The following is a 23,047-nucleotide window of genomic DNA, read 5'->3' as shown; positions in this document are numbered from 1 at the left end:
CGGCATTGCCCGGCGCCCGGCCGCGAGGCGGGTCCTCCGCGGCGAGTACGGCTCCGCCTTCTCGCCGACCGCTCGCGTGGCCCGGCCTGCGACCACCGGATCCCGGACGCTCTCCGGCCTGTCGGGGCGGATGCCGGGGTCGGCGGCGAGACCGCCTGCCCGGGCCCCTCCCCTCCGGCACCGTGCGCTACGCGTCGTCCTCGCTCGTCGACCGCGCCCTCATGCGGTCGACGATCCGGGTCAGGCTCTCCGTCTCGGTCAACGTGGTGACGTCCCCGAGCTTCCGGTTCTCGGCCACGTCGCGCAGGAGCCGGCGCATGATCTTGCCCGAGCGGGTCTTCGGCAACTCCGTCACGGGGAGGACGCGCTGGGGCCTGGCGATCGGCCCCAGCGTCGCGGAGACATGTCGACGCAGCTCGGCCGCCAGCTCGTCGGTCTCGGCCACCGATCCAAGGAGGATGACGAACGCCACGATCGCCTGCCCCGTCGTCTCGTCGGCGGCACCCACGACGGCCGCCTCCGCGACGGAGGGGTGGGAGACCAAGGCGGACTCCACCTCGGTGGTGGAGATGTTGTGACCCGACACCAACATCACATCGTCGACCCTGCCCAGTAGCCAGATGTCGCCGTCGTCGTCCTTCTTGGCGCCGTCCCCCGCGAAGTACACGCCGGGGAACCGCTTCCAGTAGGTGTCGACGAAGCGCTGGTCGTCTCCCCAGATGGTGCGCAGCATCGAGGGCCAGGGCTCGGTGAGGACCAGGTACCCCCCCGAGCCGTCGGGCACCTCGTTGCCCTCGTCGTCCACGACGGTAGCGGAGATGCCGGGCAGCGGGCGCTGCGCCGAACCCGGCTTGGCCGCCGTCACTCCGGGCAGCGGCGTGATCATCATGGCCCCTGTCTCCGTCTGCCACCAGGTGTCGACGACGGGCGTCCGACCGCCGCCGATCGTCTCCCGATACCAGACCCAGGCCTCGGGGTTGATCGGTTCGCCGACGGAGCCCAACACCCGGAGACCGCTCAGGTCGAATGAGGCGGGGAGGTCGTCTCCCCACTTCATGAACGTCCGGATGGCCGTCGGCGCCGTGTACAGGATCGAGACCCCGTACCGCTGCACGATCTCCCAGAACCGGCCCCGGTGCGGCGTGTCCGGGGTGCCCTCGTAGATCACCTGGGTGGCGCCGTTGGCGAGGGGCCCGTACACGATGTACGAGTGTCCGGTGACCCAGCCCACATCCGCCGTGCACCAGTACACGTCGGTCTCGGGCTTGAGGTCGAACACCGCCCAGTGCGTGTACGCCGTCTGGGTGAGATAGCCCCCGGAAGTGTGCAGGATGCCCTTGGGTTTGCCGGTCGTGCCGGAGGTGTACAGGATGAACAGCGGGTGTTCCGCGTCGAACGGCAGCGGCGAGTGATCGGTCGACTGGCGCGCGACCAGGTCGTGCCACCAGATGTCGCGGCTGCCGTCCCAGGCAACGTCCTGACCGGTGCGCCGCACCACCAGGACGTGCTCCACCCCCCGCGTGCGGCTCACCGCCTCGTCGACGGCCGGTTTGAGAGGGGAGGGCTTCCCCCGCCGGTGACCCCCGTCCGCGGTGATCACGACCCGCGCCGCCGCGTCCTCGATGCGGGAGGCCAGGGCGTCGGCGGAGAAACCGCCGAAGACCACCGAGTGCACGGCGCCGATCCGGGCACAGGCCAACATCGCGACCACCGCCTCCGGGATCATCGGCAGGTAGACGGCGACCCGGTCTCCCGGGCCGACACCCAGTTCGAGAAGGGCGTTGGCCGCCCGACACACCTCGTCCTTCAAGTCGGCGTACGTGAGGACCCGACGGTCCCCGGCCTCGCCCTCGAAGTGGATGGCGACCCGGTCGCCGTGACCTCGCTCGACGTGCCGGTCCACACAGTTGTACGACACGTTGAGCGTGCCGTCGCCGAACCAACGGGCGAACGGTGGATTCGACCAGTCCAGGGTCTCCGTCGGCTCCTTCGCCCACGTGAGCCGACGCGCCTGCTCGGCCCAGAAACCGAGGCGGTCGGCACGGGCCTCGTCGTACGCCTCCGCCCTGACGTTGGCTCGCGCGGCGAGGTCGGCGGGAGGAGCGAAGCGACGCTCCTCCTTCAGGAGGTTGGCCAGGCTCTCGTTGCTCACGACATCTCCCATTCCCCGAGGGTGCCCCACGTGTCCCGGACCACAGCTCATCAGACGGCGGGTGCCGAGACAAGGGAACGCCCGCCTGGTGGACCCGCCCGCGGTGATCCGGCCGGCGAGTGCCCCTGTCCCCTTCCTCCCGGGCGGGACGGTGCGGGCGGCGCGGGGAGGTGGTGGAAGCCCGGGCGGTGGCCAGGGGGCCGGCCGACGCTCCCCGCGGCCCGCGACTCGGCGTCGGCTTGGCATGGGCCTCGTCGCGTCAGACCGGCTGTCCGGCCCGGTCCGTGTCTGGGGGTGTGTCGCCGCCTACGGCATCCCTCCGGTCCTCCGGTTCCGCCTCCTCGCTGACGACGAGGAACATCTCGTCGTCCCCGCGTCGGTCGAGCAGGTAGGCCTGGGCCTCGCCGACGTGGAAGTACATGCCCTGCAGTTCCAGCCGGCCGGCGCGCAGGGCGCGGGCCACCGCTTCGTGGTCGCGCAGATGCTCCAACTGCTGGACCACGTTGGTGATCCCCAGTTGCTCGACCGCGTCGACCGTGCCCGTGGGCAGGTCTCTCGTCAGCCGGACGGAGTCCTCGCTCCTCAAGCGCCGCAGACTGGGGAGGCCGTGCCTGAGCCACCGTTGTAGCGGGGTGTCGGTGTCGGAGGGGTCGGCGGCCAGCAACGCCTGCATGGCGCCGCATCCAGAGTGGCCGCACACCGTGATGGACCGCACCTTCAGCACGTCCACGGCGTACTCGATGGCAGCGGCCACGGAGTCGTCACCGCTTTCCGCGCCGGGCGGCGGTACGAGGTTTCCCACGTTGCGGACGACGAAGAGATCGCCGGGGCCACTGGACGTGATCATGGAGGTGACCAGGCGTGAGTCGGCACAGGTCAGGAAGAGTTGAGAGGGCTGCTGTCCCTCGCGGGCCAGGCGTGACAACTCGTCGCGTACCAGTGGGGCCGTGTTGTGCTGGAAGGCGCTGATCCCCCGGGCGAGTTCCCGCTCGCTGGCGGCACGCGGCCGGCCGGCCGCGTCGTCGGTGGCGACGCGCGTGGCGCGCGGGTCGTCGCATTGGTGGTTGCGCCAGGCGGTCCAGGGGCGACAGCGACAACGCGTCGAGGCGTCCCGCGGCTCGGAGATGCGCGTGCCGGGGCGGCGTCCGTTGATCCGCACGGAGCCGCCTCGCGCGGTGTGCGTCTTCTGCCAGTCCTGCAAGGTCTCGTACGCCGCGTGGTCCATAAAGGAACCGTCCAGCTCCACCACGACGTGGGCGCTCGGGGGGACGAGGTGCAGGACACGACTGAGTCGTGGCACCGCGAGGAAGGTCAACTGCCCCCGCACATGCACATGGTGTTCGGCGTCGTGGTGTCGATGAGTGATCCGCGTACGGGTCAGGCGGTGCAGGGCGACACCGACACCGGAGGCGATTCCCAGGGCGACGCCCTCCAGGACGCCGAGGATCACGACGCCGCCGAGGGTGGTCGCGTACACCAGGACCTCGCGGTGACGAGTCACCGTGCGGATGTGGTGGAGCGAGACCATCTGTACGCCGATCGCCATCACCAACGCGGCGAGCGCGGCGAGCGGGATCAGCTCCAGCGCGGGAACCAGGAGCAGCGTGGCGACCACGACGAGGCCGCCGTGCAGCATCGTGGAGTCCCGGCTGACGGCCCCGGCGTTGACGTTCGCGGTGCTGCGCACGGCGACGCCGGCCACCGGCAGGCCGCCCAGGGAACCGGAGACGATGTTGGCCGCGCCCTGGCCCAACAACTCGCGGTCGAGGTCGGAGCGTCCGGCCCTCGGCGGAAGGTCGCCCCTGGCGGCGACCAGCTTGTCCACGGCCACGGCCCCCAGGAGGGACTGCACGCTGCACACCAGGGTGATGGTGAGCACTGCGGCGACGAGCCCCAGCACCGGCCCGTCGGGCAGCGTGGCCAGCGCGTGACTGCTCCAGGACGGCAGATCGACCTTGGGAAGTCGGAGGCCGGTCAGGGCGGCGACGGCCGTCGATCCGGTCACGGCGACAAGGGCGGCGGGGACCTTGCCCAGCCCTCGACCGGTGCGACCGGGAAGCCGCGGCCAGAGCAGGAGAAGGGCCAGGGTCAGCGTGCTCACCGACAGGGCGGCCGGGTGCAGATCGGCGAGTTGCGCGGGGAGCGCGCGCAGGTTGTCCGGCACGGAACTCTGCGGTGTTCCGCCGAGGACGATGTGCAACTGCGCGACGGCGATGGTGACGCCGATCCCGGCGAGCATGCCGTGCACGATGGCGGGACTGACGGCCAAGGCCGTGCGTGCCACCCGAAGGCAGCCGAGGCCCAGCTGCGCGAAGCCGGCGAGAATGGTGATGGCGCACGTGGTCCGCCAGCCGTATTGCTGAATGAGGTCGGCGGTGACCACGGTGAGCCCGGCGGCGGGGCCGGTGACCTGGAGGGGGCAGCCGCCCAGCCACCCGGCGACGATGCCGCCCACCGCTGCGGCGACCAGCCCGGCCTGGAGGGGGGCGCCGGTGGCCAGGGCGATGCCCAGGGAGAGCGGGAGAGCGATCAGGAAGACCGCGATGGAGGCCGACACGTCGGCGCCCGCGACGCGGAGGCGGCGTGGACCGCCGCCCGACGGGCGGGAGTGGGGCGGTCGGGCCCGGTCTGGATCAGCGGTGCGGGTGGGGACGCAGGCGGACATTTTCCCGTCTCCTCCGGGGCTGCGCGGTCGCGGTTGTCTGGGGGCGCCCCGCGTGGGGCGGGCGCGGCCGTGGGTCACGGCGTACGGCGGGGGATGCGACGCGGAAGCGGTGTTCACGGAGAGCACCGATCGTCGCGCTCAGTAAATGGATCGTAATGCAGAGTAAAGGCTGGGCATAGACATCTCCCACGTATGGCCCAAGGGCCGGCTCAGACGAGTGAATCCCTCATTACATCGGCTTGTCGTACTAATCCGTTCTCGCCTTCGTGCGAGCTTGGCGGCGCTGACGGCACCTCCCGGCACAGCACACGACGGCGCCCGCACGGCGTCGGCCCCTGAGAAGGAAGAAGGTGGGCGACACATGGCCACCCATCGCAGGAACACGGCGTGCGCCTTGATCGCCGCTGTCTGTGCCACATCGCTGGCGGGCTGTGGCTTCGGCGCGGACGGTTCGGGGGACACGACCGGACGACAGAAGGTGAAGGAGGTTCCCGCGCCGGGCAGCGCGATGAGGCTGATCGGCGACGGTTCCACCGCCTACACGGGCGCCCAGCCGAACCTGCCGAAACCTCGACGCCTGGAACCCGGTGACAGGCCACCCCAGTTCGTGGTGTTCTCCTGGGACGGCGCGGGGGAGGACAGCCAGAAGCTCTTCTCCCACTTCCGTGAGGTGGCCAAGCGGAACGACGCCACCATGACGTACTTCCTCAGCGGGGTCTACCTCCTGCCCGAGGAGAAGCGAAATCTGTACCGCCCGCCCCAGCACTCGCCCGGCCGGTCCGACATCGGCTTCAACGACGCTCAGGGCATTGCCGACACCGTCCGGCAGCTGCGCCTGGCGTGGCTGGAGGGCAACGAGATCGGAACCCACTTCAACGGACACTTCTGTGGGGCGGGCGGCGTGGGTGAGTGGTCCGTGGAGGAGTGGAAAGACGAGATCGCTCAAGCGAAACGTTTCGTCAAATCCTGGAAGACCAACTCCGAAACGGACGACGCGGCCCCGCTCCCGTTCGACTACGAGAAAGAGCTGATCGGCGCTCGCACGCCCTGTCTCGAAGGGCAGGAGAATTTCACGCGGGCCGCGGCCGACCTGGGGTTCCGCTACGACAGCAGCGGGGTCAACGACCAGGTGTGGCCCGAGCGGAAGAACGGGCTGTGGGACGTTTCGCTGCAACTCGTCCCCTTCCCCGGGCACGACTTCGAGCAACTGGCGATGGACTACAACTTCATGGTCAACCAGTCGGGAACCACGACCCAGGGCGATCCGACCAAGCACCGTCTCTGGGGCGACCAGATGCGGGACGGCCTGCTGAGCGGGTTCTACCGGGCCTACGACGGCAATCGCGCTCCCCTGATCATCGGCAACCACTTCGAGTCCTGGAACGGCGGCACGTACATGCGGGCCATCGAAGAGGTGGTCGAAGAGGTATGCACCAAGAAGGACGTCCGCTGCGTGTCCTTCCGTCAGCTCGTGGACTGGCTGGACGCGCAGGAACCCGGCACGCTGAAAAAGCTGCGCGCGCTGAAGGTCGGCGAAGCCCCCAAGGGAGGCTGGGCGTCCTACCTCGCCACCGACCCACCGCCGACCCCCAAGGGCGTACCCGGCGCCCCCGCTCGCGAGGAGTAGGGGACGGCGAGGCATCGGAGGGGACGGGGCGCGCCGGATCCGGTCAGGCGGGCGCTCCGGCCCCCTCACCGAGGACGAAACCGGTGTCGACCTGGGCGGCCAGGTCGACACCGGTTCGTCCGTCTCCCCAGCTCCGGGCGTTCTTGAGGTGGAAGTCCACCATCTGCCGGGTGTAGCGCTCCCAGTCCCGGGAGTCGTAGGAGGCGTCGACGGCCTCCCGCATCCGCCCCAGGGCCCGCCGGGTGGCGCTCTCCAGGGTGGCGAAGGGAGCCGGGCGCCCCCTCTCCATGGCGCGCACCCATTCCGAGTGGTCCACGGTCGTGAGCAGGTCCTCGCCGACGGCGGCCCGGAGGTACGCGAGGTCCTCGGGCCCCCGGGTCTTGTTGCCCACCACTCTCAGGGCGATGTCGAAATCGTGGGAGTACTCACGGTACTGCCGATGGACCCCGACCCCCCGCCGGGTCGGCTCCGCCACCAGGAACGTGATGTCGAACCGGGTGAACAGCCCCGAGGCGAACGAGTCCGCGCCGGCCGTCATGTCCACCACGACGTATTCGTCCGGACCGTCGACCAAGTGGTTGAGGTACAACTCCACGGCGCCCGCCTTGGAGTGGTAGCAGGAGACGCCCAGGTCGGCCTCCGTGAAGCCGCCGGTCACCATCAGGCGGGCGGACGAGCCGTCGAGCGTGACGGGGCGTGCGCAGGCGTCGTGGACCGGATCGTCTTGGTGCGTTCGAAGCAGGCGAGAGCCCCGCCCGGGCGGGGTGGTTTTGATCATTGTCTCCGGGGAGGTGATACGGGGATTGTCGCCGCGCAGGTAGTCCTTGATCAGTGCCAGCCGGTCGGCCATCGCCGGCAGGGCGCGGGCCTCGCTCTCGTCGAGTCCGAGAGCGACCCCGAGGTTCTGGTTGATGTCGGCGTCGATCGCCAACACCGGTGCGCCGGCGGCGGCCAGATGTCGGACGAACAGGGAGGAGAGTGTGGTCTTGCCACTCCCGCCCTTCCCGACGAAAGCAATTTTCATGTTCACCAAGCGTAGTCTCGGTGTGGCGCACCGTCCGTATTCGCGGGAAAGGACCACTCCTTCGTGGCTCTCGGTAGGCGAGTGCGTAGGGTCGTACCCATGAGTACGCCAGGCGCCACCCCCGATCCCCTCGCGGCACTGGGCACCCTTTCGGGCGTCGCCGCGTCAGTGGAGTCCGTGCGGCGGGCCGTGGACCGGGTCTACGGACACCGGGTCATGCGCCGCCGCGGCAACGAGGTGACCTCGGAGGCCGCGCTGCGCGGCGCGCGTGGCTCGGCGGCGCTGGCCGGTGCCGACTGGGCCTTGGAAGAGGTGCGCAGGCGTTCGGACTTCGGCGACGACCGCGAGGCCCGCACCGTGGGGGCGTCGTTGCGGCTGACCGCGGAGGCCGGACAACTCCTCTCCGTCTGGCGCCAGTCCCCGCTGCGCGTCCTGGCCCGGCTGCACTTGGTGGCGGCGGCCGGACGCGACGACGTGATCGGCCGCCCGCGACAGGCGGGTGAACAGGTCGACGAGCCCTTGATCGAGCTTCCGCTGGCGAGTGCCGAGGAAGCGCACGGTCGCCTGGAGGGGCTGGCCGCGTTGATCCTGGCGGGCAGCTCGGCACCGGCGCTCGTGACCGCGGCCGTCGTGCACGGGGAGTTGCTGACGCTACGGCCGTTCGTCTCGCACAACGGCCCGGTGGCCCGCGCGGCGGAGCGGATCGTCCTGGTCGGCAGCGGGCTGGACCCGAAGTCCGTGTGCCCGGCGGAGGCCGGACACGCCGAACTCGGGCTGGGTGCCTACCTGGAGGCGTTGGCGGGGTACGCGTCGGGCACGCCGGAGGGCGTGGCGGGGTGGATCGTCCACTGCGCCGAGGCGGTGCGCCTGGGGGCGCGGGAGTCGACCGCCGTGTGCGAGGCGTTGCAGCGCGGCGCCGCGTAACCTCGGTGCTCGGTGCTCGGCGCCGCACTTCGCACGGCACCGCGGCGGCACGAGGACTCGTACCGCCGCGGGTATGGGCATCGGGTTACCAAGCGTCCTCGAAAGAGCACATCGGGTCGGGAACTTCGCCCGTCCCCCGGTGTGACTGGCCCGTATTCGACGGGTCGACGTCGCGTGGGTTCCTGTGTCCATACGCGGTCCGTGGGCCGATGTGTGAGGGTGATCCTCTCGGATGCCCTTGGTCGCGCGGGCCACTGATTCCTTTGTACTCCGGAGGCGGGGCGAGCGGAAGCCCTCTTCCCGGTTCTTTGCCCATCGGCCCGACGGGACTCGGCCGAGGGGCCCGCGTAGGGCGTCCGGGGGCACCCTTCGTCACCGGACCGCTCTGCGGCGACCGGCGTACCAGACGAGCCCCGCCGCGGCGGTCGCGCCCATCGCGGCCGCCGCGAGCAGTGCCGGGCGCGCGGACACGCGGAAGGAAGGGATCCGCTTTTTGAGGCTGACCGGCCGGTGGAAGTCGAGGATCGGCCACCCGCGGGCGACCGCTTCCCGGCGCAACGCCCGGTCCGGGTTCACGGCGTGCGGCCGACCGACCGACTCCAACATGGGCAGGTCCGTCGCCGAGTCGCTGTAGGCGTAGCACCGGCTCAGGTCGTATCCCTCGGACTCGGCCAGTTCCCGGACGGCCTCCGCCTTCGTGGGACCGTAGGCGTAGTATTCGATCTCTCCGGTGAAGCATCCGTCGTCCCCCACCACCATGCGGGTGGCGACCACCCGGTCCGCGCCGAGCAGGTCGCCGATCGGCTCGACCACCTCGGCACCCGAGGTGGAGACGATGACGACGTCCCGGCCCGCGGTGTGGTGGGCCTCGATCAGGGAAGCCGCCTCGTCGTAGATGATCGGGTCCACCAGGTCGTGCAGCGTCTCCGCGACGAGCTCCCGCACCTGCCGCACGTTCCAGCCGCGGCAGAGCGACGAGAGGTAGGCGCGCATGCGCTCCATCTGGTCGTGGTCGGCTCCGCCCGCGAGGAAGACGAACTGGATGAAGGCCGTCCGCAGGACGGCTCGACGGTTGATCAGACCGCCTTGGTAGAACGACTTGCTGAACGTCAGCGTGCTGGACTTCGCAATGACCGTCTTGTCCAGGTCGAAGAAGGCCGCCGTCCGGGGCAACGAGTGGTTTTCCACACCCTGAGCATAGGCGCAGCCCATTCGGCGTAAGGCACAGCGTGTGGGTTTGCTTGAGAAGGCCCTCGGGTACACCATGGAAGTCACGGATCGTTCGCGACCGTGCTAACCCGGTCCGACTCCTCCCCCCCCGAGTCGGCCGTGGAGACGACCCCCGCTCTCCCCCCCGGCGGGGGTCGTCGCATGTCCGGGGTGTGTTCGTGCCGATGTCCGGGGGGTTCGTCCAGGCGAGGAGCCGGGTCGCGAGCGGAGTGGTCGTGGCTGCCGCCCGCCGCTTCCCTGACCTTCCGTAATCATCGCGCTGCTCTACGGAAGTCGCACGCAGGTGAGACGAGACTCACCTGTTCGAGTGGCAGCGATATTCACAGCGTGTCGCTCGTCCACAGTTTTCCTCCAAGATCCGCGCGAATTCCGCGTCGGCCTCACTGTTGTTTCCCTCGCGTCCGCATACCGCCCCCGAGGCGGCGGGTCCGGCTCGTCGGACGCGCGTGCCCGGCTATTCGCCGGGCGTTGACCTGGAGGTCCGGCTCGCCGGAACTCCCACCTGACGACAAGGGGACTCGACCCATGACCGGAAGTACCACAGGCACCGCGCCGTCCGTGCCCGGAGGACAGCGCGGGGCCGTCCTGATCGTCGCCGAGGACGCCGAGCTTCTGGACGACCTACTGCGTCTGTGTGTAGCGGCCGGTGCCACACCCGAGGTGTGCGCCTCGCCGTCCGAGCACCGGGGCGCCTGGGACGCCGCACCGCTCGTCCTCGTCGGTGACGACGCCGCCCGCCGAATGCGGGGCGCGGGGCGGCGACGAGGGGTCGTGCTCGTCGGACGGGACCCGGACGACGCGGGCGTGTGGCAGCGGGCCGTCGAGATCGGTGCCGACCATGTCCTCGTCCTCCCCGACGGCGAGCGGTGGCTGATCGACCGGATCGCGGATGTCTGCGAGGGCGTGGGTCGGCCCGCCCGGACGGTCGGCGTGATCGGTGCTCGGGGCGGGGCCGGGGCCTCGACCCTGGCCTGTGCCCTCGCCGTCACGTCCGCTCGGGCGAATCGACGCACGGTTCTGGTCGACGCCGACCCCCTGGGCGGCGGTCTCGACGTGTTGCTCGGAGGCGAGGCGACGGAGGGCCTGAGGTGGCCGGCGTTCTCCGCCTCCAGGGGACGGGTGTCGGGTGGAGCCCTGGAGGCGTCGCTCCCTCGGCTCCATGGGCTCAGGCTGCTGAGTTGGGACAGGGGCGACTGCCTCTCCGTGCCCGCCCAGGCGGTACGTGCCGTGCTGGCGGCGGCCCGCCGGGGAGGGGGCGTGGTGGTGGTCGATCTGCCACGCCGGGTCGACGACCCGGTGACAGAGATCCTGGGGCAGCTCGATCTCGCCCTCCTGGTGGTCCCCGGCGAGCTCAGAGCCGTCGCGGCGGGAAGTCGGATGGCGTCCGTGCTGGGACCGGCACTTCGCGATCTGCGGGTCGTCTCGCGCGGCCCGTACGCCACCGGCATGGACGCCGGTGAGGTGTCCCGACTGCTCGCCCTGCCACTGGCGGGCGAGGCTCCGGCCGAAGCCGGCCTGCCTCGGGCGGCGGAGGACGGGCGTCCGCCGGCCGAGGCAGGACGCGGGGCACTCGCCCGCTTCTGCCGGGACTTCTGGGACCGGGCGTCGGCCGAACCGGCGCCCGTGTGAACGGTTGTGGGGGTGCGACCCCCGATGCGGGAGGCACCGACGGACGGGCCGTCGGGCGAGGACGTGGGCGGGAAGAGCGTGCGGGAAGACAGGAGTCGAGGATGGCTGCGACGCGGGGCGCCGAGGCGGGATCTCCCCTCGGCGGTGCGGAGATCCCGGTGGGGATGCTGGACGGGGTGCGGCGCTGGCTCGTCGAGAGCGGCGCGGATCCGACGCCGGCTCGGGTGGCGCAGGCGCTGCGGGAACAGGGGCGGGTGTTGGGGGACACGGAGATTCTTGGCGCCGCGCGGCGGCTGAGGTCCGAGCTGGTCGGGAGCGGTCCCCTGGAGCCGCTCCTCGCCGATCCCTCGGTCACCGATGTCCTGGTCTCCGCGCCCGACCGGGTCTGGGTGGATCGGGGAAGGGGCCTGGAGCGGACGTCCGTGCGGTTCGCGGACGCGGATGCCGTCCGACGTCTGGCCCAGCGCCTCGCCGCGACGGCGGGGCGCCGTCTGGACGACGCGCGGCCCTGGGTCGATGCCCGTCTGTCCGACGGCACGCGCCTGCACGCCGTGCTGCCACCGGTCGCTGTCGGCTGCGCCTGTCTGTCCTTGAGGGTCGTGCGCCCCCGTGCATTCACCCTGGACGAGTTGGTCGCGGCGGGAACGGTGCCACCGGGCGGGGACCGCCTCTTGCGCGCCCTGGTCGGGGCACGGCTGTCGTTCCTGGTCAGCGGTGGCACGGGCAGTGGCAAGACGACACTCTTGAGCGCTCTCCTCGGCCTGGTGGGTGCCAGGGAACGGATCGTCCTGGCGGAGGACTCCGGCGAGCTGCGCCCGGACCACCCTCACGTGGTGAGACTGGAGGCCAGACCCGCCAATCAGGAGGGCGCAGGTCTGGTGACGCTTGAGGACCTCGTACGGCAGGCACTGCGGATGCGGCCGGACCGTCTGGTCGTAGGTGAGGTCCGGGGAAGAGAGGTGGTGGCGCTCCTCGCCGCGCTGAACACCGGACACGAGGGCGAGTGCCTGCTCTAACCATACATGCGGGGAGCGGCACCCTCGGGAGCGAGCGAGAGGCCAGTAACCCCCGTGTCAGTAGGCAGAGTTGGGAGCGAGCAACGGCGCCGCCCGGACGCCACGGGGGGAAGCGTCACGGACGGGGCCGGTAGGGGGCCGCTGTTGCTCAGTGCGGGGCGGAGGTAGACGCGCGCAGTTCCGCGAGGCGGCGTTGATACAGCGGGCCGATGGCATGCGCGCCCCTGGCCTCACTCGGGGTGGCCTGTTCGATCAGGTGATGGGACACCGCGCGGAGGTGAGCGGCCCACGCGATCACGTGCTGTTGAGCCGTCCGCCCGCATGCCTGCGGTTCACCAGGAAGACACAGCGGGAGATCCGGCCCGAGCTTGTTGGCTGCGTGCCGGACGTACCGAGCGATGGTCAGCCATTCATCCTCGGTCCGCCGAATGGCGTTTCCGTCGCCTTCCCACCCCCACGGGCCGAAGTCGTCCCCGTGATCGTCCATGCGTGCGCTCCCTCATGATCAGCGGATTAGGCCGGTGCGCCGATCGTAGCCGCGCTGTCCGCTTCCCTGGGGTCACAGTGCCCGACCGAGGGAACGCACGGACCGCACGGCCCGCACATGGGCAGGAATTGCGGAGGAGTGCACGACTGGACACCATCCCCGTGAACCGCCGCGATATCCGCCGCAACGTCGGTCATCTGCGCGCCGCCCCAGATATCGGAGATCGGCTTTTCCAGTACGTTTCCGATGGTCAGGAATCGACCGAGGACGCACGGCCACACGTCGCCGGTCGGGCCGATGGCGCATTTCTCGTGGGCGCAGTGCCCGCACAGATCAGCGATGGTCGGCGCGGCCCCCTGACTCGCTCTCCCGAATGCGCGGGTGCGGTCTCCTCCGACCGTGCCGACACCGAGCGCCGTAAGGTCCTGTGCCGCTTCCTGCACTCGCTGTCCGTCTCGCACGGCGACGACTCCGCCCCGCAGCGGGATACCGAGGGACAGCGCCTTTTGCACGTTGGCGCGAGTCTTCTTGTGCGCTCCTCGGAGTTGCGTCACCGCGTCGTGTTCCTCGGCGCTGTCCGAGTAGTACGACGTTGCGAGCTTGACGCCGTACTCCGTGAATGCGTCCCACAGTTCCGGGCGGATGTGGGTCATGTTCGAGAACACCTCGATACCGAGGCCCCGCCCGTGAGCGTGCTTGATCAGCGCGGGCAGACTCGGGTAGAGCGTCGGCTCTCCCCCGATGAACTGAACGTCCAGGGTGCCCATGTCGGCAAGCTGGTCAATCACGTTCAGCCAGTCCCGCACGGTCATGGTTCCGTGTGTTCCCTTGGGCCCACTGTCCGCGTAGCAGTGATCACAGAACTCATTGCAGAGTCCCGTGATCTCAAGCCACGCGAATAAGAGACGGTTTCCGGCAGTGCTCATTGTGCGTCTCCTTACACCTGGGGTTTGGAAACCCGCCCCCGATGACTCGACCGTCCATTGAGGAATCACCGGGGGCGGGAGTTGGAACCCGTCCCCTCTCGCGCCTGTGCAATTAGTACGGGGGGAGCTGTGCAGCACGAGGGGGACGGGGGTTCAAAGGCGGCCTAATGCGGCCAGCGTGGGAATTGCCGAGGACAGCGCGGCGACCGTGAAGACAAACACGGACCAGCCGAACCGGCGTACGTACTTCACGGGCTTTCCTCGTACGGCACGCAGTTCGGGCAGTCGTCAGGGTGGAAAGGCGACGGGGGGTGAGTCGGCCCCGGCAGGTAGATGACCCCGGACCGCTGATCCAGCGCGCCGCCGTACTGGTCCCACCAACCGGCCGGAGAGTCCGCGTACGGGCTTCCGGGCATTTCTATGAGGTTGACTAGTTCGGGGTCTGGGAGAGCGCGCGTACGGCGCTTCTGTGGCTTCACAGGGGCGTGGGTCACGAGTGGTCCGCCCCCAGGTGCCGACGCAACCGGACGTTGCAGTCACTCACGCTAGACGCGTCGCCGTTCGCCTTGGACCGGTCCCGATCCTGCGCGACCTTGTCGCAGTGCGCGCAACCGGCAACCGGTCGCGGGTCCGTGAGTGTCGCGGTGCTTTCCTGAGTGGCCATCGGTCCGCCGTTCCCTCTATCGGCAATTCGGCGTCCAGCGTCTAGCCGTAATTGATCTCCGACTAGCGGCCACGTGTAGGCCAACTGTCGGCCAGACTGGAAGCATGAGCAGCGGAATCGGGGCCAACATCCGGCGCGAGCGTGACCGCCTCGGATGGAGTCAGGCCCGGCTAGCGCGTGAGGTGTGCCGCGCGGCCGGTGTCATTGGTGAGCCAGTCGGCCGACAAGAAGTCAGCCGATGGGAGACAGGGAAGCGTACGCCGCGCGAATGGCTGCCGTTCCTCGCTGCCGCCCTTGGGATCTCCCCGGAAGCGCTCACGGGGCCACAGACGCCCGCTGAGCCGCCTTTGCCGACGCTGGCCGACTACTTGCCCGAGGGTGACCCGCTTGCCCCTCTGAGCGCCCGTGAGGGCCGCAGGGTCGGCATGGGTCAGGTGGGCGACCTACAGCAGCGCGTGCACGGCCTACGGCTGGCCGACGACGTTTTAGCCGGGGGTGATCTCATCCGGCCCGCGCTGCGGGAACTCCGATCCGCCGTCCGGCTGTACCGCGAGGGTGCCCACACCGGGGAAGTCGGTCGCGAACTTCTCGTCCAAATCGGGGAGTTGGCACAGATCGCCGGATGGATTGCCAGTGACGCCGGACAGCACGCCGAGGCGGAACGGATCTACCGGCTAGGACTCGGTGCAGCGAGACAGGCCGAGGACCACACGTTGGCCGGGAACCTTGCCGGATCGCTCGCCTACCAACTGAGCAACACTGGCAGGGAAGTTGAAGGACTAGACCTTGCTCGGGCAGCGCTGCACGGGGCCGGGCCGGACGCACCCCCGAAGGCTCGCGCGCTGTATCTCGATCGGGTGGCATGGGCCCACACCAAAGCCGGGGGCGTCGAGAACGCGCAGCAAGCAATGCGGGCCCTCGGGGAAGCAGGGGAAGCGCTGGCCGAGGACAGCGAGGGAACCGAGTCACCGGCATGGCTGTACTGGGTGGACGCTGGCGAACTCCAGGTCATGGAATCCCGCGTCTACACCGAGCTGCGCCGTCCCCTTCGCGCCGTGCCGCTCCTCCGCGACGTGCTCAGCCGGTACGACGCGACCCACACGCGGGAACTCGCCCTGTACCTGTCGTGGCTCGCTGTGGCATGCGCCGACGCCAACGAACCCGAGGAAGCGGCGGCGATTGCGGGACGGGTCATCGACCTGTCTCGGGACGTGGCCAGCGAGCGGACGGCGGAGCGGGTCCGGGTCGTGCTGGCCCGGCTCGCTGAGTACGCCGAGGTACCCGAGGTGATGGCGGTTCTCAACTCGGTCACCTTGGAATCGAAGGGGCCCGAAACCCTTGCGGCATCTGGGGCCGACCCCCTCGCCGGCAGGAAATCCTAAGTGTCCTCACCTTCGGTTCCCAGATACGCCAAAGGCCCCCGACGTCCACCCCAGCGAACGAGGGGTAGGCATCGGGGGCCAAGGTCATCAGGTCCAGTCGTGGCGGCGACGCCCTTCACCGATCACGGTGCGGGGTGCCAGCGGGCGGGGATGCGGGGCACGGGCGGGGCCGAAGTCTAGAAATGGCAAGGGCACACCAGGCAGGCATACAGGTCGGTCGGTAGGGGGGCCCGACCCAACTCCGCAGCGAAAAGCGCCGCGAACGGAACCCACAACGGGTGAGTCGGCGGATCGGCTGAATCAGCCAACCGACAGGCAAGTGTGGTCAGTTGGGCGCTGGCGGGATGCTCGGTAAACATCAGGCGCTTCCCTCCTCGTACTCGTCAAGAGCTTGCATCGCTAGGCGCTGCATCTGTTCGAGGGCGGATTCCGTGCCGCTGGATTCCGTACCGGTCTCAAGGTCACGCATCGCGGAGTGCAGCGCGGAAAAGTACCTCAGCGCCGGATGAGCGACGGGAAGCCCGCTGGCGCCCATGACCATGAAGCCGTCAGTGGCTACCTGGCGGATCAGGGAGTCCCAGAGCGCCCGTACGTCGTCCAGTCGTTCCGGGGCGCTCTCGGGGGCGCTCAGGGGCGTCACGATGGCAAGCCTGCCGTTCGATGCCGTCGCCTTGCGCGCGCGTGACGCGGCAACTCGACAGGCGGCGGAGCAGTAGCGCTGCCTCGCGTCGGTGTTCTTGCCGAACGGCTTTCCGCACGGCTTGTGTTGGCAGGTGGTGACCCTCAAGGGGATTCCTCCTTTCAGAGAAAACGAACAACGCCGAAGGTTGTGTTCGTTACGCAGAGAAATTTCGAGCTTGGGCCGGGATCGCCAGCGGGCCCACGCCGGGAACTTTCGACGCGCCCCGCCCTCCCCTGAGCGCTAAAGGCAGACGATTGTGTCTGCCGTATGAGGACCTGCCTTGCGGGCAATTGCGGCACCATAAGGAACGCTCAGTCCATCGTGTCTGCCGATATCTCGCCAGCAACCGACGCACGACATAAGGATGTTGTGGCGCTCACGCTTCCCGCCCGATCGAATAGGCGTAGCCCATGCCAACACCAGCGCTGACGCTGGTCCGTTGCCGTCGCAGCAATCGCACCGCAGACGAATTCCACGCCTGCCTACCCCAGCCATGCGCGCTGCCGTCTCGACTAGCAGGGGCTCACGCTCAGCCGGTACGGGCCGGATGATCGCTGCCCATCGAATCAGCCGCTCACGGGTCCGGTCGCTAATCAACCAGGAACACCCCCGCCCAGTGAAGTGCGCTTTGGCACTGCTTACACGCGATGGACAGACCAGACTTCTTGGCGGTTGGAATCCTCACGCCGCAGCGCTCGCGCACCAATTGCGGGTCCACAACGTCCACGTCTTCCGGCGCGTGATACCGGATGGCGTCACCAGTGCGGCAACTACCTACAAGGCACGGCACGAGCCCAGGGAAACCGGCAGCCGTCGCCTTGCTGGCTACGCTCTCCAAGAACCTGGCTTGCCGCTCCGCGCGGGATTCTCGCTCTTCCTTGCGTAGCTGCGCACATGTTCCGCATCGGCAAATCATTACGCGCCGACCTTGAGAATCTGAACGCGGGCAACGTCAGCCAAGGTGACGGAGGAAACCCGCGAACGACCGGCAATGAAAACGCGATCCCGTTCAAAGGCTTCCGGCGCTACCTCAGTCCTGAATATCTCAAGGCTCTCGCGTAGCGCCACGGCGACAGAGGAAAGATCAGCGACCAGTACCGTACCGACAGGAACGCCAACGGTGCCGTCTGCCAGATCAGGAATGCTGATCAGCTCAGGAAGCTTGCCCAGCTTGTTGCCGTCCACTTTCTTCTTGATTCCCGCGATATCGGAAGGGCGGCCCATAATCGCGGTAGCCTCACCGCCCGAATCCTCAATACGGGCAACGGCGTCGGCCAGCGAGTCGAAGTCAATCGCCGTAGCGGTAGCCGTGTGCCCGTCCGCGAGCATCCCCGTAATGGTCACATCGCCGTCTGTCCCGCCGTTGATGAGTATGTGGTCAATTCGCTGGCCAACGGCAGCGGCAAGGGCTGTATTTATAGCCGTCTCAGTCGGAGGAACATCGGAAAGAGTGTCCTTGTCGATGCTCACCATGGCCGACACCTTGACCGCCTGGAAATCCGGGGCCGTGATCTGATTCTGAATGAATGTCGCCGCTTCATTTCGCGGCTGGAGCACGGCCGTCACCCTGGGCGCAATCGGCACATAGCCGCGCTGCCGCTTGAATGAGAAAGAGGAAACCTTCTCGATGAGTCTTGATCCCTTACCCGCAGCGGAGAGAATTTCTGGCGCATACGCCGTTCCCTCTGCGTCAATCCAGTCAGCGTCTCGCGTCTCGGAAAGTGGCCTGCCAAAGAGCTTGATCTCAGCGCGGGAACGCTTGGCTTCATCGTCGGTCGCAACACCAGTCATGCCGGACGGGTAGGTGTCATTCATGGAATCGCCCTTTTCGGTGCTGGGAGTGGCGGAGAAATGCCCTGCATTCCGCATGGAACGCACGGCAACGCTGGTATCGGGATAGGCAGGGGTGAGAACCGGCCCCAGTTCGAGCACGCGCATGTGCGTGACCGTACGCAGTGGGGTTCCATCTGACGTTTTCGACCATTCGTCATCGTCGGCACGGAACGTGAACGAGCACCCGGGAATGTCGCCACGCTGAACCAGCGCGAATACGTCGCGCCCAGCAGCGGTATCAGGCAGGTCGCATTCAAACCAAATGCCGGTCCGGTCTGCGCCTAGCCGGAGCGTTCCAGCGGAACGGCGACCTAGATAGTTCCTGGTGTCGTGGTCGAACGTACACAGAACGTCCGTCGCGTCATTTTCTGGCGACCAGGCAGCAGGGCTGATCTGTTCAATGAGCGGCGGACTCCCCAACGGCGCAGATGGGGAGTTGAATACGATGCCATAACCGTGAATCGTGAGCGTTGCGCCGACGCTTCGCGCCGATAGGGCGCGCACGAGCGCGCGGGTTTCGGTGACGCTATGCAAGGGTGCCCCCTAATTGGAATGGAAATCATGATCACCGACTCACGTGAGTCGGTGATCGGGGTACGAAGAAGGCCCGGATTCCTTGCTCAACCGTGGCAGCGGTCGCTCAGCAAGGAATCCGGGCTTTGGGTCACAGGAACGCACTGCCATGCGTCCATGGGAGTTGCGCGGGCGACCAGCGCCGGAGTTCCCTCAACGGCTAGCCGGTCGCCCCACGCTTCCATCCCACATGTGCTAGAGCGCAAGGGTTGCCTGAGCTTAGAGCGGTCGCGCCCCAACTAGGCTCGCTGCGGTGAAACGGTGGTTTGAGGGTCGTTTCTGTTTTCCTTGTGGCTTTCTCAAGGCATAGCGAAAACAAGGTAAGAACCACCGTTCCACCGCATCTCGCTGGCTCACGCTCGGTTCCGCAGATACGCGAACCGGCATCATCGGGCATCCAGTACCCCTGCGTGGCCCGCAGGCACACGAACGGCCCGCCCCTGGAGGGTTTCCAGTGACGGGCCGCGAAGGGCGTTCAGGCGGGCCTATACAGTTTTCTGGCGTTCTCCTTCTACGCTGGCGATAGCGGCAAGTTCCGCTGCCGCCGGATCGTCGCGGAACCATGCCGGACCTTCGAACTCAACCAACGCCCGTGATGGGTCGAACCGTCGCGGCGCGCCGGGTGTTGCTGGGCGGACCGTGACCCGTGCCCCCAGGTCGGTAAGCAAGGTTCGACGGCCCTCGTCGGAACGACGCTGCCACTCATCCGCCACGGTCCCCCCAGCGTCCACCCAGCGACCTTCGGAGTGGTCGGCTTCCGTGCGCAATTCAGCCTGCCGGTTTTCAAGTGCTGTCAGTTGCGCGATGGCAACGCGCGCCGCCGTGCCATTCGGGTCGAGCTGAGCCAGGTTTCCGGCAAGGCGCTCAATCTGCGTTGTCACTTCAGAGAGTTGCAGTACCGCGCTGCCGTCAGGCTCCATCCAGCGCATGAGCGCGAATGCGCCGAACCGCTTCAAGAAGTCGGCAGCAACGAGTTCGTCTAGATAGTGCGCCGTGACGACGTTCGGGCGGTGAATCCCTCGCTTGCCGACACCGGCACGGCATACGTACGTGCTGTAGTCCTTGCCGTTAACATCACGGCGCTGCCGGTACATGGGTCCGCTGCATTCGGAGCACAGTGCCACGTGAAGGAGCAGGGCCTTGCCGCTGCGCTCAACTGCGCGCCCCTTTGACTTGCCGTCAATGATTGCGCGGACTGCCGCCCAGGTTTCACCGTTAAGGATCTCGGGTCCGGCGGAAACGGGTCGTCCTGCTGTGTCAAGGACCGGTTGGTTATAGACCGCTCCGCGCTTCTTGCCAGGAACGGACTGTACAAGCCACCCGCGAACGGCAGGCGTATAGAGCACGTCCCGCAGCGTCGTGGTATGCCATTTGCCGCCACGCGTCTTGCGCCCGTCGCGCTGCCTTGCGTGCTCTGCCGGAGGAAGGATTCCGCGCTCGTTCAGCTCACGAGCAAGTCCGGTCAGTGTTGCGCCGTGATTTGTGAGCTTGTCCGTGCACTCTCGGATGATCGCTGCGGCGGTCTCATCGATGGCCCAACGCTTGTCGTTCACCGGGCCGGTAATCGCGTATCCATAGGGAGCAAGCCCGCCCAGGTGGTTGCCGAGCGAACGGAAATGCTTCTTGCTGTCCGTGATGCGCGCCTTAATCATGTCGCGCTCATACTCTGCGAAAGCAGCAAGAACGTTGATGATGATGCTTGCGTTTTCCGGACTCACAACGCCGTCCGCTGTGATGACCGTGGTGCGGGTCGATTTTGCAGCATCGAGAAGTCGCTGAAATTCCAGAACGCTCCGCGCGTACCGGTCCAGCTTCGCGGCTATGACGTAGTCAACGCGCGGGAGCCAAGAGAGCACTTCCCGCATACCGGGCCGGTCTTCGAGCTTGCTGGCCCCACTGACGTTCGTGTCTGTGGCGACGTGCACCACCTTCCATCCGCGCTGTTCGGCGTAGGCGCGGCACGCGGCAATGCGGTGGTCGGGGGCTTCCTCAGCGAAGAGACGGGACAGTCGGTCGTAAATCACGCAGGTGGGCTGTTGCATGGAGGTCCCTAGAGCGCGCCGGTTCCCCGAACCCATGGAGGGTTAGGGAGGGCACTCGGGGGGCAGCGGCACGGTGCACGCGAACGCCGCGGCGGACGTGCCGGCTCGACTGGAGGCTCTGGGAACGGCGGCCGGACTGGATCGGGCAGCCCTCCACAGCCAGGTGTCGGCGGCGGTCTCGGTGCTCGTGCATCTGGTCCGAGGCGCCGACGGGCGGCGCCGGATCGCCGAGATCCGCGTGCTGGAGCGGGACTCTTCGGGGCTTGTGCGTACCGTCCCCGCGCTGCGCTGGGGTGAGCGGGCCTTCCGGGCCGAGCGTGGCTGGGACCGGTTGCGGCGGTTGCTTCGTGGCTGCGCCGGCGGAGCGGGTGAGGCCGGGCGACCGGGAGCTCGCTCGGCGGAGAGCGGTCCGAGGGCGACCACGGCCCGTGCCCGGTCGGTCGGAGGGAGTCCGGACGAAACTCCCCGTGCGCCGGCGAGGGTGGTGGAGCACGATGGCGGCGGTGCCGAGTGAGCTGACCGGGGCACTCCCGGTCGGGGCGGCCGTCGGGTGTGCGGCGGGAGTCGTGACGCTGGTGCGGGACAGGTCCTCGGCCGCGCGTCGGGTGCGTGGGCTCCTCGACCCGTCCGGCGTGTACCGCGCGGGCCGTCCGACCGCCCGCCGGACGGTGGGCGCGCTGCGCGGGACAGGCGTCGTGGTTCGCCCCGAGTGGTGGGCGTTGTGCGCCGGCGTGATGCTCGCGCTCCTGACTCTCTCCGCGGTGCCGCTCGTCATCGGCGTGGTCGCCGTGCCGGTGTTGCGTCGCTCGCTCCCGGCGGCGCGTGTCCGGCGGGACCGCGAGCGTCGCCGTCTCGCGGTGATCGATCTCTGCGCGGCGCTGGCCGGGGAGGTGCGGGCCGGACGGCAGCCGACGGAGGCGCTCGTCTGGGCCGTCCGACGGTCGGACGCGACCGTCGTCGACGGACGTGGCGTCGTCGCCGCGGCCCGCTTCGGCGGCGACGTCCCGGCCGCGCTCCAGGCCGCGGCTCGGGAACCGGGCGCGGAGGGACTGCGGGGCCTCGCCGCCTGCTGGCAGGTGGCCGTGGGCCAGGGCGCCGGTCTCGCCGACGGCCTCGACCGACTGGAGGCGGCCCTGCGCGCCGAACGGGACCAGCGCCTCGACCTCGTCTCCCGGTCCGCCGGGGCCAGGGCCACCGCGGTGCTGCTCGCCGGTCTGCCGGCGCTGGGACTCCTCATCGGGTTCGCCCTGGGGGCCGACCCGCTGCGTGTACTCCTGCACACCGGCCCCGGTCTGGCTTGCCTGGCCGCCGGAGGGGTTCTGGAAGCGGTGGGGCTCTGGTGGGTGGCGCGCATCGTGCGCGGAGCGGAGGGGCCGTCGTGATCGCGGACGAGAAGGGGGCACGAGGAGGGCACCTGGACGACGGCCGGGAGACCGGCGCGGCACGACGCTGGTGGGTTCGGTGGCCCGGCCACCGGTGGCGCCGTTCGAGGAGGACGGAGCGTCTGTTCGGTTCCCCTCACGTCGGCGCGACGACCCCGGCCGCCCTTGAGATGAGAGCCCTCCCAAGGCTCGCACGGCGGCGGTGGGTGGTGCCGGCGCTGTTGTGCGCTACCGGCTGGCTGCTCGTCGGAGGCACGCTCGGTGTCCTGGTGGGGGCGGCGTCGGCCGCCACGGCGTGGCACCGCCGGTTCGCGGCCGGGGCGCCCGCGGCGGAGGCACGGGCCGCCGAGGCCGGGGCGGCGCGGCAGCTGCCCCTCGCGGCCGATCTGCTCGCGGCCTGCGTGGCCGCCGGAGCGTCCCCGGTCACCGCCGCCCGTGCCGTGGGCGCCGCGCTCGGCGGCCCCGTGGGAACGGCGATGGCGCTGGGCGCGGAGGAGATCCGGCTCGGTGCGCCACCCTGCGTCGCCTGGCGAGGCTTGGGCGCGTTGCCGGGCGCGGCACCGCTTGCCAGGTTGCTGGAGCGCGCGGAGGTGTCGGGCCTGCCCGCGGCCGGACCGGTCGGGCGGCTCGCGGCCCAGGCACGGCGCGACGGGGCTCGCGCGGCAGAGGCCCGGTCACGGCGGGCCGCCGTGATGATCTCGGCGCCCGTGGGTCTCTGTTTCCTCCCCGCCTTCATCACGGTGGGCGTGCTGCCCGTCGTCATGGGTCTGGCGAGCGGGGCGCTTGAAGGAGGGGCGCCGTAACGGGAG

Annotated in this window: 15 protein-coding genes and 2 pseudogenes; 8 read left to right on the top strand and 9 right to left on the bottom strand. The window is 69.0% G+C overall.

The features are described 5' to 3' along the window. Positions 1–187 precede the first annotated feature (187 nt). Both acs and JEK78_RS09550 read right to left on the bottom strand, forming a co-directional pair. The gene (gene acs / locus JEK78_RS09555; RefSeq protein WP_200263664.1) at positions 188–2,152 is read right to left on the bottom strand and encodes an acetate--CoA ligase; all 1,965 of its coding nucleotides are present in this window, start codon (positions 2,150–2,152) and stop codon (positions 188–190) included. Positions 2,153–2,411: 259 nt separating this feature from the next. Beyond that, complete coding sequence (locus tag JEK78_RS09550; RefSeq protein ID WP_200263663.1) at positions 2,412–4,817, bottom strand: SulP family inorganic anion transporter; 2,406 nt, start codon at positions 4,815–4,817, stop codon at positions 2,412–2,414. A gap of 361 nt (positions 4,818–5,178) precedes the next feature. Between JEK78_RS09550 and JEK78_RS09545 the strand changes: the two genes are divergently transcribed. Further along, positions 5,179–6,444, top strand: a complete 1,266-nt coding sequence (locus JEK78_RS09545; RefSeq protein ID WP_200263662.1) for a hypothetical protein — start codon at positions 5,179–5,181, stop codon at positions 6,442–6,444. A 43-nt stretch (positions 6,445–6,487) separates the two neighbouring features. On the opposite strand, the gene JEK78_RS09540 is transcribed toward JEK78_RS09545, so the two are convergent. After that, complete coding sequence (locus JEK78_RS09540) at positions 6,488–7,468, bottom strand: AAA family ATPase (protein WP_200263661.1); 981 nt, start codon at positions 7,466–7,468, stop codon at positions 6,488–6,490. A gap of 99 nt (positions 7,469–7,567) precedes the next feature. On the opposite strand from JEK78_RS09540, the gene JEK78_RS09535 reads away from it, so the two are divergent. Then, positions 7,568–8,392 (top strand): Fic family protein, encoded by an 825-nt coding sequence (locus tag JEK78_RS09535; protein ID WP_200263660.1) that lies wholly within the window; start codon positions 7,568–7,570, stop codon positions 8,390–8,392. A gap of 372 nt (positions 8,393–8,764) precedes the next feature. Here JEK78_RS09535 and JEK78_RS09530 read toward each other — a convergent pair whose 3' ends face one another. Further along, positions 8,765–9,604: an HAD family hydrolase gene (locus JEK78_RS09530; RefSeq protein ID WP_200263659.1), complete on the bottom strand. Its 840-nt coding sequence runs from the start codon at positions 9,602–9,604 to the stop codon at positions 8,765–8,767. 543 nt (positions 9,605–10,147) lie between these two features. On the opposite strand from JEK78_RS09530, the gene ssd reads away from it, so the two are divergent. Both ssd and JEK78_RS09520 read left to right on the top strand, forming a co-directional pair. Next, positions 10,148–11,251, top strand: a complete 1,104-nt coding sequence (gene ssd / locus JEK78_RS09525; protein ID WP_200263658.1) for a septum site-determining protein Ssd — start codon at positions 10,148–10,150, stop codon at positions 11,249–11,251. Positions 11,252–11,352: 101 nt separating this feature from the next. Next, positions 11,353–12,252: pseudogene (locus JEK78_RS09520) on the top strand (TadA family conjugal transfer-associated ATPase); the annotation flags it as partial. A gap of 163 nt (positions 12,253–12,415) precedes the next feature. Here the strand turns inward: JEK78_RS09520 and JEK78_RS09515 are convergent. Together JEK78_RS09515 and JEK78_RS09510 are read right to left on the bottom strand one after the other, a co-directional pair. Then, entirely contained in the window at positions 12,416–12,754 is a 339-nt protein-coding gene (locus JEK78_RS09515) for a hypothetical protein (RefSeq protein ID WP_200263657.1), read from the bottom strand. Between the two features lie 26 nt (positions 12,755–12,780). Beyond that, on the bottom strand, positions 12,781–13,680 hold the full coding sequence (locus JEK78_RS09510) for a radical SAM protein (protein WP_200263656.1): 900 nt from the start codon (positions 13,678–13,680) through the stop codon (positions 12,781–12,783). Positions 13,681–14,448: 768 nt separating this feature from the next. Between JEK78_RS09510 and JEK78_RS09505 the strand changes: the two genes are divergently transcribed. Further along, the gene (locus JEK78_RS09505) at positions 14,449–15,726 is read left to right on the top strand and encodes a helix-turn-helix domain-containing protein (protein WP_200263655.1); all 1,278 of its coding nucleotides are present in this window, start codon (positions 14,449–14,451) and stop codon (positions 15,724–15,726) included. A gap of 358 nt (positions 15,727–16,084) precedes the next feature. On the opposite strand, the gene JEK78_RS09500 is transcribed toward JEK78_RS09505, so the two are convergent. From JEK78_RS09500 to JEK78_RS09490, 3 genes are all read right to left on the bottom strand, one after another. Then, positions 16,085–16,366, bottom strand: a complete 282-nt coding sequence (locus JEK78_RS09500; protein ID WP_200263654.1) for a hypothetical protein — start codon at positions 16,364–16,366, stop codon at positions 16,085–16,087. A gap of 957 nt (positions 16,367–17,323) precedes the next feature. Next, positions 17,324–18,775, bottom strand: coding sequence for an HK97 family phage prohead protease (locus JEK78_RS09495; protein ID WP_200263653.1), 1,452 nt, complete (start codon positions 18,773–18,775; stop codon positions 17,324–17,326). A 524-nt stretch (positions 18,776–19,299) separates the two neighbouring features. Next, positions 19,300–20,856 (bottom strand): recombinase family protein, encoded by a 1,557-nt coding sequence (locus tag JEK78_RS09490; protein ID WP_200263652.1) that lies wholly within the window; start codon positions 20,854–20,856, stop codon positions 19,300–19,302. 49 nt (positions 20,857–20,905) lie between these two features. Here JEK78_RS09490 and JEK78_RS09485 point away from each other — a divergent pair. The 3 genes and pseudogenes from JEK78_RS09485 to JEK78_RS09475 form a co-directional block, all read left to right on the top strand. Continuing rightward, a pseudogene (locus JEK78_RS09485) lies at positions 20,906–21,370 on the top strand (ATPase, T2SS/T4P/T4SS family); the annotation flags it as partial. Next, positions 21,360–22,238 carry a type II secretion system F family protein gene (locus JEK78_RS09480; RefSeq protein ID WP_242483323.1) on the top strand — a complete coding sequence of 293 codons (879 nt, stop codon included), beginning with the start codon at positions 21,360–21,362 and terminating at the stop codon, positions 22,236–22,238. The pseudogene JEK78_RS09485 and the gene JEK78_RS09480, both read left to right, overlap by 11 nt. Continuing rightward, positions 22,235–23,041, top strand: a complete 807-nt coding sequence (locus JEK78_RS09475) for a type II secretion system F family protein (protein ID WP_242483322.1) — start codon at positions 22,235–22,237, stop codon at positions 23,039–23,041. Before JEK78_RS09480 ends, JEK78_RS09475 begins: the two co-directional genes overlap by 4 nt. Positions 23,042–23,047: the final 6 nt, after the last annotated feature.

Origin of the sequence: Streptomyces sp. HSG2 (assembly GCF_016598575.1) — a bacterium.
Classification (GTDB): Bacteria; Actinomycetota; Actinomycetes; order Streptomycetales; family Streptomycetaceae; genus Streptomyces.
This window is presented reverse-complemented; position numbering and strand designations above follow the sequence as displayed.